Origin of the sequence: Neopusillimonas maritima (assembly GCF_003576595.1) — a bacterium.
Taxonomy (GTDB): Bacteria; Pseudomonadota; Gammaproteobacteria; order Burkholderiales; family Burkholderiaceae_B; genus Neopusillimonas; species Neopusillimonas maritima.
In genome coordinates, this window is the sequence record NZ_NQOU01000001.1 from 424,478 (window position 1) to 438,133 (window position 13,656).

Genomic DNA, 13,656 nt, shown 5'->3' on the forward strand with positions numbered 1-13,656 from the left:
CAAACAGGCCTAACGCATTTTTGCCACGTGTGTCCGTCTAAAAAACCGACGGGTAATCCATTTTTCGAGTTCCGCAATAAAAAACACCATCACTCCTACGCATAACACCTTGAGCCAGTCTACCCAGGTTAAGGCCACCGAAGAAAACACAGTATGCATCAATGGTACATAGGTAAATACCATTTGCAACAAAATACAAAACAAAATGGCGACCAGGCAATGAGGACTTCCCAGTAGTCCATCGCGATTCAATACTGAAGAGTCGATGCGGCGGCTATTAATGAGATGGAACATTTCGCTAAATACCACGGCATTTACCGCCAGCGTGCGGGCTGTCATGATTCAGGCCCCCGTCAGAACCCGCAGTGTCTTGTTGGCGATGACCCACTCCTCATTCGTCGGCACAACCAAAACAGAAACGGCGGACTCGCCGGTCGCAATGCTTGAAGCGTTGCGTTGATTGGCCTGCCCATCGAGCGTCAGCCCCAACCACTCAAGATGCCGGCAAACCCGCGCTCTTATCTCCGGGCAGTTTTCACCAATACCGGCAGTGAATACAAGCGTCTCCAATCCGCCCAGCGCAACGCACAACCCGGCAATGCTTTCCGCTGTCCGATAAGCAAAGTAAGCCAGGGCCAACTCCGCCTGCGGCTGATCGCTTGCCAACAACTCGCGCATATCGGTTAGCCCCGATAACCCTTTCAAACCCGACTCATAATAAAGAACATGCTGTATGTCCTCATGGGTCATCCCCTGTTCCATCATCCAAAGCACAACCCCGGCATCCAGACGCCCGGGCCGTGTGCACATGGGCAAACCATCGAGCGCGGTAAAACCCATGGTTGTCTCAACGCTCAAGCCCGCCTTCATTGCGCAAGCCGAAGCACCCGACCCCAAATGCGCCACGATCACCCGTCCGTCAGCCTCTTGCGGATAATGCCGCTTCAAGTGGCCGGCAATGTATTCATAGGAAAGACCATGAAACCCATACCGGCGCACACCTCGTTGGAAAAAATGCTCAGGAATGGCGAAGCGCTCGACTACGTCGCGATGTCCGCGATGAAACGCGGTATCGAAACAAGCCACTTGCGGCAATAACGGGTGGCGTTGGCCAATAACATGTACCGGATGCAAATTATTGCGTTGATGCAAAGGTGCCAACGATGCAAGCCCCTCCAACTCCTGAAGCACCGCAGGCGTAACCAGAACGCTGTCGTGATAGTTTGGGCCGCCGTGCACAATGCGATGGCCGACTGCATCGGGGTCGCGCTTCAGGTTCTGTGTCAACCAGTCGGAGACCAAAGCCTGCGCCTGGTCGAGTGAAGACACCTCGTGCGTGTCAAGCTCCCGATCTACCAGTCGGGGACGATCAGAACTACGAACGCGAAAATGAGGCGTGGTCGAACCGATACCGGTAACCTGCCCCGAGTATGTCAAATCCAACATCTTGTTGCCGTCGCTCTCATAAACGCCAAATTTCAAACTGGAGCTACCGGCATTAACAACAAGTAATAGCGGATTCATGGCGTTATAAACCTGTTAAGTGGCGGGCAATTTCCTGCCCGACAACCAACGTGCGTAACACACCGCAACCGCGCACGAGGCCAACCGTGTTTGTTCGGAATCCGCCCGACTGGTGAGAATAATGGGCACCCGTGCGCCCACCACCACACCGGCGGCCAAGGCACCGGATAAGAAAGTCAGGTTTTTGGCCAGCATATTACCGGCTTCAAGATCGGGCACGACCAAAATCTGGGCATACCCTGCAACTTTGGAGTGAATGCCTTTGATACGCGCGGCATCAGGACTGATGGCATTATCAAGCGCCAAGGGGCCATCGATTACGCCCCCCTCAATTTGCCCCCGGTCGGCCATCTTGCACAGAGCGGCGGCATCAATTGTGCTGGGCATCCTGGGATTAATTTGCTCAACAGCCGCCAGAATCGCAACTTTGGGCCTGCCCAACCCCAGCGCATGATGCAGCTCAATGGCATTGCGCACAATATCGGCTTTGGTCTCAAGATCGGGAAAAATGTTAATGGCGGCATCGGTAATAAACAGCAATTCAGTGTGACCGGGCACATCCATCATGAACACATGGCTAAGCTTTCGGTTTGTGCGCAACCCGCTTTGTATTCCCAACACCGCATGCATCAATTCGTCGGTGTGCAAGCTGCCTTTCATGAGCAGCGCCGCCTGTCCCGATTTAACCAAATCAACAGCCACATCAGCCGACGCATGGCTATGGGGGGTGTCGCGCACCTGAAACTGGTCCAGGTCGAGACCAAGCCTCTTCGCTGCTTTGGCCAGACGGATTCTAGGCCCCACCAAAATCGGCTCAAAAATTCCCTGCTGTTTTGCTGAGGCCGCTGACGCCAAAGACACATCATCGCAAGGGTGCGCTACGGCACAAACCAGCGTGGTTCCTTCTGATACAGCACGATCTATAAAAACCTGATAACGGGAATTGCCTTGCTGCATCTGAGACCTTTCACAAAGATTATGCGGCGCAATGATCAATACATGTGTTGACCACCATTCATGGCGACATTCGCCCCAGTCATGAAAGCGGCGGGCTCGCTGCACATAAACGCAACCAATGCAGCAATTTCCGACGGCTTGCCCAGACGACCCATAGGAATTTGAGGCAACACCTGCGACTCAAGCACATCTTCGGGCACTTGAGCCACCATAGGTGTATCGAGGTATCCCGGCGACACGGCATTTACCGTAACACCTTTACGCGCCACTTCGAGGGCCAGGGCTTTGGTGAACCCAACGATACCTGCTTTGGCGGCCGAGTAATTGGTTTGGCCATACGCGCCTTTGCTGCCGTTAACCGACGAAATACTTACAATACGGCCCCAACCCCGTTCAACCATGGCGCCATATAACAACCCAGTCATGTTGAAAACCGAATCAAGGTTGGTTCGCAACACGGCATCCCAATTGCTCTTGCTCATTTTGCCCAACGATGAGTCGCGTGTAATACCGGCATTATTGATCAGCATATCAATTTTCACATCGTCGGCGGCAAGCTGCTCAGCGCATTGCCGGCAAGACTCATAATCAGACACATCGACGCCTACAGCCCGAAATTCGTACCCCTGCTCGCGTAAGCGGCCAAGCCATGGCTCAGGTTCCTCGTGCCCGGGAAAATACGTGACCCACACCGTATGCCCGGCATCATGGAGCGTTTTGGCAATTGCTTCGCCCAAACACCCCATACCCCCTGTTACCAGAGCCGTTCTTTTCGTCATACCTGATCCTTAGGAAAAGAGCTCAATTGCTTTCTTTACCACTGCGTAAAGTGTTGCCAAAAGGCCGATGCCCAGCAGCACCATGCCAGGATTGCGGTCACGCAGACCAAAACCGATAATCAGCAAAATCACACCGATTACAAAAACAATCAGTACGGTATTGTTATGAAAAAACATCACGCCCCTCCCGTCGCCTGCCATTGATCAGGCATGATGGTAACGTCAAATTGTGACATTGTGGCAAGCAAGCAAAACAAATCAGAGCACGCCCTGGAAGAGACGCTGCAAAAATTCCGTCAGCCCAACCATTTCGCCGTTCAACCGAATGGTGTCCTCCTCGTAGGAGGCATTCATTTTCAACGTGTTGTTTTCATACACGGCCAAGCCCGCACGACTCAGGCGCCCGGCATAAAGATCGAACACCATTCTTGCCATCGCCGACGCGCGTTGCCGCTCTTCGTCGCTTAACTGTATGAAAAGCTCCTCAAAGAACGGCTTTTCAATTTCGGCGTCCAGATGCAACCGACCTAATACAGCCAACAACAATTGATCGGCAGGTGCATCAAGCAAGGCCTGATCAGGTTCAACGAAATCGGCATCCAGTTGAATGCGTGCCTGGCCTTGTGAGTTGGTCCATACTAGCGGCCCCAGGACCAATGCGGGCTGATTGCCCAGGAACTCAAACAAATTTGCCCTGAGGCGGCGTGCCTGGTCGTCATCCAGCTGCGGCAACCCCTCCCCTGAGCCGGTGTCTTCCAACCGCATGGCGTCATATTCCTGTACCAGCTTAGTGAGTGCCGCCATGTTCAACTGGTCGGCCGACACTTGGGCAACGACAGACCCCAAAGGAGCGTCGCCAAACTCGACCGCGTCGGCGCCGTAGCTAACTTGACCGGTTAGCAACCCCTCGACTTGTGTTGCCTGCACTACCACCCGCGTCTGGCTCAGCACAATATTCTGCATTTCAGGCTCAATCAGACCAATGCGTTCCACCTTCACCGTACTGTCTACAGTGCGCTCGCCACTTTGTGAAAGGACATTTTCACTTTCAAGCGAGATCGCATCCAGCGCCATGACACTGCCATACACATCGGTCATCTCAAGCTTGTCGAAATCGCCGGAGGCAACATGCGACTGAAAATGATCGCTGAAACGAATATCGACCTGCCCGCCGCTGAAAAAGACTTTGCTGCCATCCGGCTCACTAAAATTCGCTTCGCGAAAAACCCAGTTTGAAACGCCTGTTCCACCAAAGCCGACAAAGGTGCGAACAACGATGGGCGCGGCGCCGTCAAGGCTGTTTACCCAGGTCTCGGTCGATTCGGTTTTTTGCAAACGCGCTTCGCTAAATGCCAACGCGGGCGCCCAGTGCCCCTGCTGCAAAGCAGCTAACGGGAAAGGGCCATGTTGCAAATTATCAGTGAATACATAACTGACAACATCCTCATCCTCGTCGCGCCACTGCATCTCATATTCGGCCTGCGACGTGAAAATGCCGCGATCATAGCTTCGGATACGGATCTGCACACCCTGTACACCGGTCTCCGGCCCCATTGCTTTTAATACCTGCTCATTTGCTTGCGCCAGTTCATGCTCAATCAACGCTTGTGCCTCGCGCCCCGTGTACCAGGACGACGCACCATACAGCGCAACGACAACAACCAAAAAAGCCAGGAAAAATTTGAAGACTTTCATCAGGATCCTTGTGTGGTTTTCAACGACAGCCCCTTGGGCAGAGGGAATGCCACGTTTTCCTCTACGCCGGGCAGCGTGCGAACGGAAACCGCCCCCAGCGTTTTTAATCTGGCCACCACACTTTCCACCAAAACTTCCGGCGCAGATGCCCCGGCTGTCAGGCCAACCCGCCGGGCATTTTTCAGCCATTCAGACTGGATCATATCGGGGTCGTCAATAAGATAGGCCTGCGCGCCGCCTCTTTCGGCCACCTCGCGCAACCGGTTCGAGTTTGAGCTATTCACACTCCCCACCACCAGCACGAGATCGCACTCGGGCGCCATGATTTTGACGGCATCCTGACGATTCTGAGTGGCATAACAAATATCACTTTTCTTGGGTTCTACAATACCGGGGAAACGCGAACGCAAAGCTTGGGCCACCTTTGCAGCATCATCAACCGACAAAGTCGTTTGCGTGACAAAAGCAAGATTTTCAGGATTCGAAACCTCCAGCGCCCAGACGTCCTCGGGCGTTTCCACCAGATACATGCCACCATCGGCCTGACCCAATGTACCTTCAACCTCAGGATGTCCGCGGTGTCCGATCATGATAATTTCACGCCCTGCCTGGCGCATACGGGCCACTTCCACGTGGACTTTGGTAACTAATGGGCATGTTGCATCAAAAACTTGCAAGCCCAGGTCCTGAGCTTGTTGGCGCACCTGCCGCGACACGCCGTGTGCGGAAAACACCACAATCGCGCCCTGGGGCGCCTGATCCAGCTCGTCGATGAAAATAGCGCCCTTCTCACGCAGATCATTCACAACGAACCGGTTATGCACTATTTCATGGCGCACATAGATCGGCGCGCCGTGAAGCTTGAGAGCACGCTCGACAATTTCAATTGCACGATCAACACCGGCACAAAAGCCACGCGGTTGCGCCAAAACAATTTCAGTTGCCGACAAATCCGGTTGCTCAATCATCACATTACCCCCAACAGCACAACATCCAGCCGCAGGTCGGCACCCGCCAGCGGATGGTTGAAATCAAACAAAGCAGCGTCATCCCGACCCTCTTTGCAAACGCCCGAATACTTCAACCCCTCGGGAGAGGTAAAAGTAACAATATCACCCGGCTCGTACTGCATGCCCGGCTCGGAGTGCTGATCGAGCAATTTGCGCCCCACCCATTGGATCAACTCGGGGTTGCGATCTCCGTAGGCTTGTGCCGCTGGTATCTCTGCAGAGAACTCGGCACCTTCGGCTCGCCCAACCAAAACCTGCTCCAGGCTGGGCGACCATTGCCCCATGCCTAATTGCAAGGTGGCGGGATTGCCGCTGAACGTATCGGCAAACACCGACCCCTTGCCCGGGCCGGAAATAATTGTGATTCGATAATGCAAGGTCAGGTAAGAGCCCGATTGGACAAAAACGTTCACTGAGTCAGAGGAGGAGGTCAAAATCTGTCACCGTTAAAGGTCTTCATTAATTTGACTATTTTAGAGCCTCCCATGACACATCGCCTAACCCGGCCCCGGCCGGTGCCAAACAGCGCCCCAAGCCGGGAGCGACCACGTGAACGTTTGCTTACCCACGGCGCCCATAGCCTGACCAACGCCGAACTGCTCGCCATTATTTTGCGTACAGGTATTCGCGGCTGTGATGCCGTTACGCTGGGTCAACAACTGATCGAACACTTTCGCGGATTACGCTGCTTATTAAGCGCCGACTCAAAATCCCTGCTTGAAATGACCGGACTGGGTCAGGCCAAAACCTGTGAGCTACTTGCAATCAACGAACTCAACCGACGCGCACTCCAGGAAGAGTTGCAGCATGGGCGGGCACTGGATCAGCCGGAACGCGTAAAACTCTATTGCACGGCTTCCATCGGCCATCGCAAAATAGAACATTGCATGGCACTGTACCTTGACAGCCAATTCCGCCTGATTGAAAGTGAAGAAGTCTCCCGAGGGACGTTAACGCAAGCCTCGGTTTACCCGCGCGAGATAGTTAAATCGGCACTGCATCATCACGCCGCCGCCTTGATCCTCGCACACAACCACCCATCAGGTGTAACCGAAGCAAGTCAAGCCGACCTTGCCCTGACACGACATTTGAAAAACGCACTTGCGTTGGTCGACATCCGCTTGCTTGATCACTTGATTGTGACGCCGACACAAGCAATTTCGCTGGCTGAACAAGGACAGGTATAAACCGTACCCCTTACATGATAGACACATCATAAAAGCGCTCGACCTAAAATAACGGCCATGCTAAAATTAATGGTTACCCTGGATACGTAGTTGGCTGCCCCTGAAAATAGGAGCAAGATCCATCTGGCGACCCGAAATTTTAATTATCAGGAATTTCATCATGAAAGAAGGCATTCATCCCGAATACCGCGAAGTTGTGTTTCTAGACCAACAAACGGGCAACAAATTTATTTCGCGCTCAACTTTGAACTCTCGTGAAACAACCGAGATCGACGGCAAAACCTATCCGCTGTTCAAGTGCGAAGTCACTTCGGAATCCCACCCTTTCTACACTGGCGCACAAACACGTATTGTGGAAACCGGCCGTGTCGAGAAATTCCGCGCCCGCTTTGCCCGCACTACCGGCACCCTGAAAAAAGGCGCCTGATATCAGCGGCAACGCAAAGCTACCCTCTCTGCCGCGCCCAATAGCGCGGCAGTTGGAAAAGGCAGCCAAACGGCTGCCTTTTTAATTTAAGATTCCCCTTTTAAGCATCGTCTTATTGTCAGAACGTGGCGCCTCATCATCCTCGATCCACTCCGGCACGACTCACCGCCCCGGCAACCGCAAAACTGCCGAGGCTCTATTTGCTATTGTTGGGCATTATTTACATTTTTGCCGGCCTGTTCTTTCGCGAACCGTGGAAAACCGACGATATCGTTGGCCTGGCCACAATGCTTACCGCACTGAACGGCCCCGACCAAGCTGCCTGGCTTCCCCAAATAGGCAGTTTTGCGCATGCTCAGGACGGCCCCCTGGCAATGTGGGTTGGCGCTGCGTTTATTAGCGTCTTTACCCCCATTTTTACGCTATTCACCCAAACACTCGACGCGCAGATTATTGCCTCACGCTTACCCAATTTACTTTGGTTCGGCCTAATGGTAGGCGCCGTGTGGTACGCCACCTACCTTTTAGGGCGACGACCCGAACCACAACCTCTGCGTTTACCGTTCGGTGGCGAGCCCACCGAGCGCGACTATGGCCGCATGATAGCCGACGCCTCACTGCTGCTGATTCTGGCAACTGCCGGCATTATGTGGCGCATGCACGAAACCTCGGAAGTGCCGGTCATTATTGCCGTACAAGCCGTAGCCTTTTACTCGATTGTTCGTATGCTCGACCGTCCATTGTCGGGCGCAATCACACTCGGTCTGGCTATCGGAGCCGCGCTTTTGGCGCGCGGCTGGATTGGCGCCCTGCCAATTTACCTTGCCATTGCCACTGCATTTTTACCGACTGCCGCTTTACGAGCCAGATTGAAATGGGTCGGCTTGTCGGTGTTGATCGGCACCCTGCTTTGCCTCGCGTGGTGGATTCCCGCGCAAAGCCTGAACCCATATTGGGCTCAATATTGGTGGTTATGGAATATTGAATCGTTCACATTCCCCAGTTGGCGCGAAGTATTCAGTATTTTCCGCGATCTGCCCTGGTTTCTTTGGCCCACCTGGCCTTTCGCACTGATGGCATTGTGGCAATGGCGATCATGGCTGCGCGCACCCCATGTATGGTTGCCCCTGATGTTTGCGCTCTGGCCCTTCATCACAATGCTGTTCCTGGCCGATTCCTTTGAACCGGAATACAGTTTAATGGCGGTACCTTTCGCCGTGATGGCCGCCTTCGCTCTGCCTACTTTACGTCGCGGCATGGTGAACTCCCTCGACTGGTTTGCCGTCATGTGTTTTTCTCTCACCATTGCAACCGTGTGGCTGGGATGGGTTGCACTACAGGCAGGATGGCCCGAGCAAATTTCCGACAACATCGCCCGGCAAACCGAGGGTTACGATGCGTATGTTTCCTGGCCCGCCGTAACCATTGCGCTGGCCGGTACCGTCGCCTGGCTGGTTCTTGTTCGCTGGCGCGTATTGCACCGCCCTGCGGCGTTATGGCGCGGTACGGTGCTGTCCGCCGGAGGTATCGTCACCACCTGGCTGTTACTCGTTACCCTCTGGATGCCGGCACTTGACTACGTCCGTAGCTACCGCGATGTATCAAACTCACTGAGCCAGGCAATCGAAACGCACCAACGTGATAACGAATGTGTGCAAGCCATTGATCTGGGGGTAGGACAACGCGCGGCATTTTATGTGTTTAATGGCCTGGACCCAACCAGCAACCGCAACTGTGCTCTGGCCATTATTCAAACCAGCCCACAAGCGCTGGACGCCGGGATACGCCCGCTGGGCAACCTGAACATCACATTGCTATGGGAAGGCAAACGCCGACCCGAACGCCGTGAACTCTTTCAGCTAGTTCGTATTCATGCACAATGAACAACGCCGGCACGCATTCTTTGTTTTTCTACATCAAGGAAACACTTAAACAAGCCTGGCCGGTTCTGATCAGTGCCTGGGCGGGCATCGCCTTCGGGGTGCTCGACACCACCATGGTCGGGCACGCGAGCGCCGCCGACCTTCAGGCCATGGCGTTGTCCGTCTCCATTTATTTAACAGTTTTTATTGGGCTGATGGGCGTAGTTCATGCGCTTATACCCATTATCGGCCAACATTTCGGTGCCCGTCAGCCTGCTCGGGTGGGGCACGCGTGGGGGCAAGGCGTTTGGCTTTCCTTCGGCCTGGCCGGTGTCGGCAGCATCGCGCTGTTTTTCCCCGACCTGTGGCTGATGTTCTCCGGCACGATCGAGCCCGAAGTGCGAAACGGCGTCACATGGTATCTGCGCATGTTAATTATTGCGCTGCCGGCCAGCCTGCTTTTCCGTACTATCTATTGCCTGGGTACTGCGGTGTCACGACCCAAAATTGTCATGACGATCAATCTGGTCAGTGTCGGTTTCAAAGCATTGTTTAACTGGATTTTCATCTTCGGCAAATTCGGAATGCCTGCGCTGGGCGCAGTCGGTGCAGGCCTGTCTTCAGCCATTGTCGCCTGGATGACTTTATTCATTGGTTTATGGGTCATCACACATGACCCGTTCTTCAAGCCCTTTCAATTAAGGCTGGGGCGCCCCGACTGGGCGGAACTTAAATCACTGTTGCGCCTGGGTTTACCTATGGGTGGCTCATACCTGGTTGAGGTCTGTGCCTTCACATTCATGGCTTTGCTTGTCGCCCGGGAAGGCATGTTCGTAACAGGAGGGCATCAGATTATGGCGAATCTGGCCGCGCTATGCTACATGCTGCCCATGGCGATCGGGATCGCCTCAGCGTCACTCACCGCTCAAGCGATCGGAGCACAAGCGCCGCAGCGGGCTCTGTTAACCGGGCGGGCGGGATTGGCGGTCGTTCTCGTGGGCGCCGGCCTAACTGTTGTCCTTATTCTCGTTTTCCGCGACTTGATTGTGTCGGCCTATACCGACGATACCGAAGTAGCCGCAGTCGCTTTAACCCTGTTAACGATACTGCCGCTATTTCTTTTCTGTGATGCCATGCAATGCATCATGACCTACTTGTTGCGAGCGTATAAGGTCGCGGTTGTGCCACTGATCATGCAAGTGGTGGCACTGACCGTGTTTGGTTTGGTTGGCGGCTGGCTGCTGGGCTTCGGCCCCTGGAAAGGCGCACTTCAACCCCTGCTGGATATTCTTATGCCCGGCGCCCCGGTTGGGGCCGGCAGCCTTTGGTTCATGGCCGCACTGGGGCTGGGCTTATCAGCAATCTTGCTGAAATTCTGGTATCGCCGTGTCGTACGTCAATACCAGAGCCAGTTTAAACATTGAATATTAACGATAAATATAATCGCGACGCCACGGATAGGCCTCATCGGCGGGATAATCAAGTTCGTCGTGACGCCCGGTCGCCTTATGCTTTAACAAAACCTGGTGCAAGGCGATCCAGCCTTGTTCAAAGCCCAGCGCGCAACCGGCCAGATAAATGCGATAAGCACGTAAAGACTTATCGCCCTGCTCGCCCGGCTTCAGGGTTTTACGCGCTGCATCCAGATTCGCCTCCAGCGTATCGCTCCAGTGCCACAAGGTACGCGCATAATGCGGGCGTAAATTTTCGACGTCGACATCCTCCAGGCCGCTTAACGCAATTTTGGCCAGCTCATTACTGATGTGTGTGAGCTCACCGCCAGGGAAAATATACTTTTCAATAAAACGTCCCATACCGGCGCCCACCTCGGCGTTGTATACGCCACCGGCGGTAATGCCATGATTCATAATCAAGCCGCCGGGCGCCAGCAAACGACGAAGTTTTGCAAAATATTCCTCCAGCTGCGCCCGCCCGACGTGTTCGAACATGCCAACGGACGCGATTTTGTCGTATGGCCGAGACTCGTCGAGGTCGCGGTAATCGAGCAAATTCATGCGCACGCGCCCACTCAAACCTTTTTCTTCTATCAAACGATTCACATGAGCATGTTGATTTTTCGATAACGTAATACCAGTGGCATCAACACCGTAATTCTCGGCCGCCCAAAGTAACAAACCACCCCAACCGGCACCGATATCGAGGAAACGCTCACCACTTTTCAAATCAAGTTTGCGGCAGATGTGGTCGAGTTTCGCCTCTTGGGCCTGCGCCAATGTCATATCGGGTTCGCGGAAATAGGCGCACGAATATACACGACGAGGATCCAGCCAAAGCGCGTAAAACTCGTCGGACAAATCATAATGGAATTGAATTTGCTCAGCGTCGCGGGTTGTGGAGTGGCGACGAATAGACACCAAGTGTCGGATCAGCGCCGTTAACCAATTCCCTTTGGCCGCGTCAACGGGGTTTTGATCCAGGATCGCCGCCGCAATTTTCATCAGGTTGCGCATACTGCCCTCAACCACGAAGCGGCCCTCTACATAATCCTCACCCAAATTTCCGGCCTGGCCGGTGGCAAAATTCACTAACGTCGCACGATCTTTGACGATTAGTTTCATTTCCGGGTTTGAGGCCCCAACTGTTTCACCACCCGGCAATTGCATTTGCACTGAGACAGGCAACGCCGCCAGTTTTTTTTCTACCATCGACAAAACCGAACTCACACTCCGCTCCCTATGTAAACAAACAAAAACAAGTCTAGATACATATCCTCGACGCGGCATTCTTCACCACGCTTCTTTTTTATGCCGTCAATTTAGCATTATTCCGTCATATCGAGTACGAAACGTGCCGCACGGCCATTTTCTTCATGTTAACTAAATTTCACTTACATTAGCATTTCAATTTCTATTACACTGACGACTTTTGAATGCACGTCCGCTCGCACGACCTGCCTTCAGTAAAGTTGAATTATGATGAATATTCCTGGATGGCTACTGCTCATGGGCGCCCTGACCGCCCTGGGGCCTCTTGCCATCGACATGTATCTCCCGGCGTTTCCCAACATCGCACAAGGGCTGGGTGCTTCCCAAGGCGAGGTGGAAAGAACACTGGCCAGTTACCTTTTCGGCCTTTCACTGGCGCAATTGGCCTACGGCCCGGTTGCCGATCGATTTGGCCGCAAAAAGCCCCTAATCTTCGGCGTTACCCTCTTCACCCTGGCATCCATTGGTTGCGCCTTCACAAACGATGTCACTCATCTCACTCTCTTACGCATTGTTCAGGCCTTTGGTGGGGCCGCCGGCATGGTCATTCCCCGCGCAGTCATTCGCGACAATCTGGAAACGCGTGATGCCTCAAAAGCGCTTTCCTTATTGATTTTGATCATGGGCGTCACCCCCATTCTGGGGCCCATTCTTGGTGCCCAAGTCATGTTTATCGGCGGCTGGCGTGGCATTTTCGTCATTATGGTGGTGTGCGGCGCTTTGCTTGTTTACGCCGCTGCGCGCCATATGCGGGAAACACTCCCCGTAGAAAAGCAGATCCCGCTTAACATTCGCAATATCGGGCGCAATTACTGGGCACTGCTGCAGCATCGACAGTTTATGTTTTACTCACTGGCGGGCGGGTTTGGCTCTGCCGGGTTGTTTACCTACATAGCAGGTTCACCCAGAGTGCTAATCGATGTTTATGGAGTCGACCCCGAATATTTCGGCTTTCTGTTCGGTCTGAACGCAGCGTCACTTATCGCCATGTCGCAACTTAGCGCGCGGCTGCTAAACCGCCACAGTCCTGAAAAATTGCTCAAACTGGCGCAAAACAGTATTGTTATTGTCGCGCTTATAGGGGTTGCGCTTACGTTGGCAGGGGTTTTGAACTTGTGGCTGTTCATGGTGTGCCTCATGGCATTTATGGCCAGCCAGGGTTTCGTTCTCCCGAATTCGGGGGCGCTTGCGCTGAATCACCAGGGCAAGCGACTGGGATCGGCATCGGCCTTAATGGGCACGATTCAAATGCTTTGCGGAACGATGGCCGGGCTTGCGATTAGTGCATGGCACACCGATACGGCATTACCCATGATGGGTCTCTTGTTGATCAGTGCGGCATTTTCCTGGCTTTCAGGTCGAATGGCGTTTAGTCCGCCCGCTAAAACCGCTTGATATAAATACACTTTTCGTATTAGAATAGCAGGCTTAGTTGAAATAACTTTCGAATTTTTCGGTTTTACTTAATTACTACTTTATTGCTACAAGC

Annotated in this window: 14 protein-coding genes; 5 read left to right on the plus strand and 9 right to left on the minus strand. The window is 53.6% G+C overall.

Translation table 11 applies throughout. The features are described from left to right. Positions 1-9 precede the first annotated feature (9 nt). From CJO09_RS02105 to CJO09_RS02135, 8 genes are all read right to left on the minus strand, one after another. Positions 10-339 (minus strand): cation transporting ATPase C-terminal domain-containing protein, encoded by a 330-nt coding sequence (locus CJO09_RS02105; protein WP_119440873.1) that lies wholly within the window; start codon positions 337-339, stop codon positions 10-12. 3 nt (positions 340-342) lie between these two features. Continuing rightward, positions 343-1,524 (minus strand): acetate/propionate family kinase, encoded by a 1,182-nt coding sequence (locus CJO09_RS02110; protein WP_119440874.1) that lies wholly within the window; start codon positions 1,522-1,524, stop codon positions 343-345. A gap of 15 nt (positions 1,525-1,539) precedes the next feature. Next, a complete protein-coding gene (locus tag CJO09_RS02115; protein ID WP_119440875.1) occupies positions 1,540-2,481 on the minus strand; it encodes a phosphate acetyltransferase in 942 nt (313 codons plus the stop codon). A 35-nt stretch (positions 2,482-2,516) separates the two neighbouring features. Next, positions 2,517-3,260: an acetoacetyl-CoA reductase gene (phbB, locus tag CJO09_RS02120; RefSeq protein WP_119440876.1), complete on the minus strand. Its 744-nt coding sequence runs from the start codon at positions 3,258-3,260 to the stop codon at positions 2,517-2,519. 9 nt (positions 3,261-3,269) lie between these two features. Next, entirely contained in the window at positions 3,270-3,437 is a 168-nt protein-coding gene (locus CJO09_RS15625) for a hypothetical protein (protein WP_174233142.1), read from the minus strand. A gap of 81 nt (positions 3,438-3,518) precedes the next feature. Next, on the minus strand, positions 3,519-4,955 hold the full coding sequence (locus CJO09_RS02125; protein ID WP_119440877.1) for a YdgA family protein: 1,437 nt from the start codon (positions 4,953-4,955) through the stop codon (positions 3,519-3,521). Continuing rightward, positions 4,955-5,923, minus strand: a complete 969-nt coding sequence (gene ispH / locus CJO09_RS02130; protein WP_119440878.1) for a 4-hydroxy-3-methylbut-2-enyl diphosphate reductase — start codon at positions 5,921-5,923, stop codon at positions 4,955-4,957. The genes CJO09_RS02125 and ispH overlap by 1 nt, the downstream gene beginning before the upstream one ends. Then, complete coding sequence (locus CJO09_RS02135; RefSeq protein WP_119440879.1) at positions 5,923-6,399, minus strand: FKBP-type peptidyl-prolyl cis-trans isomerase; 477 nt, start codon at positions 6,397-6,399, stop codon at positions 5,923-5,925. The genes ispH and CJO09_RS02135 overlap by 1 nt, the downstream gene beginning before the upstream one ends. Positions 6,400-6,450: 51 nt before the next feature. Between CJO09_RS02135 and radC the strand changes: the two genes are divergently transcribed. From radC to CJO09_RS02155, 4 genes are all read left to right on the plus strand, one after another. Continuing rightward, positions 6,451-7,152: a RadC family protein gene (gene radC, locus CJO09_RS02140; RefSeq protein ID WP_119440880.1), complete on the plus strand. Its 702-nt coding sequence runs from the start codon at positions 6,451-6,453 to the stop codon at positions 7,150-7,152. A 160-nt stretch (positions 7,153-7,312) separates the two neighbouring features. After that, complete coding sequence (locus CJO09_RS02145) at positions 7,313-7,579, plus strand: type B 50S ribosomal protein L31 (protein WP_114419726.1); 267 nt, start codon at positions 7,313-7,315, stop codon at positions 7,577-7,579. A 125-nt stretch (positions 7,580-7,704) separates the two neighbouring features. Continuing rightward, entirely contained in the window at positions 7,705-9,462 is a 1,758-nt protein-coding gene (locus CJO09_RS02150; RefSeq protein ID WP_119440881.1) for an ArnT family glycosyltransferase, read from the plus strand. After that, on the plus strand, positions 9,459-10,865 hold the full coding sequence (locus CJO09_RS02155) for an MATE family efflux transporter (protein WP_119440882.1): 1,407 nt from the start codon (positions 9,459-9,461) through the stop codon (positions 10,863-10,865). Before CJO09_RS02150 ends, CJO09_RS02155 begins: the two co-directional genes overlap by 4 nt. Before the next feature lie 3 nt (positions 10,866-10,868). Here the strand turns inward: CJO09_RS02155 and CJO09_RS02160 are convergent, their stop codons facing one another. After that, positions 10,869-12,185: a class I SAM-dependent methyltransferase gene (locus CJO09_RS02160; RefSeq protein WP_425454086.1), complete on the minus strand. Its 1,317-nt coding sequence runs from the start codon at positions 12,183-12,185 to the stop codon at positions 10,869-10,871. Between the two features lie 189 nt (positions 12,186-12,374). On the opposite strand from CJO09_RS02160, the gene CJO09_RS02165 reads away from it, so the two are divergent. Then, positions 12,375-13,562, plus strand: coding sequence for a multidrug effflux MFS transporter (locus CJO09_RS02165; RefSeq protein WP_228276082.1), 1,188 nt, complete (start codon positions 12,375-12,377; stop codon positions 13,560-13,562). Positions 13,563-13,656: the final 94 nt, after the last annotated feature.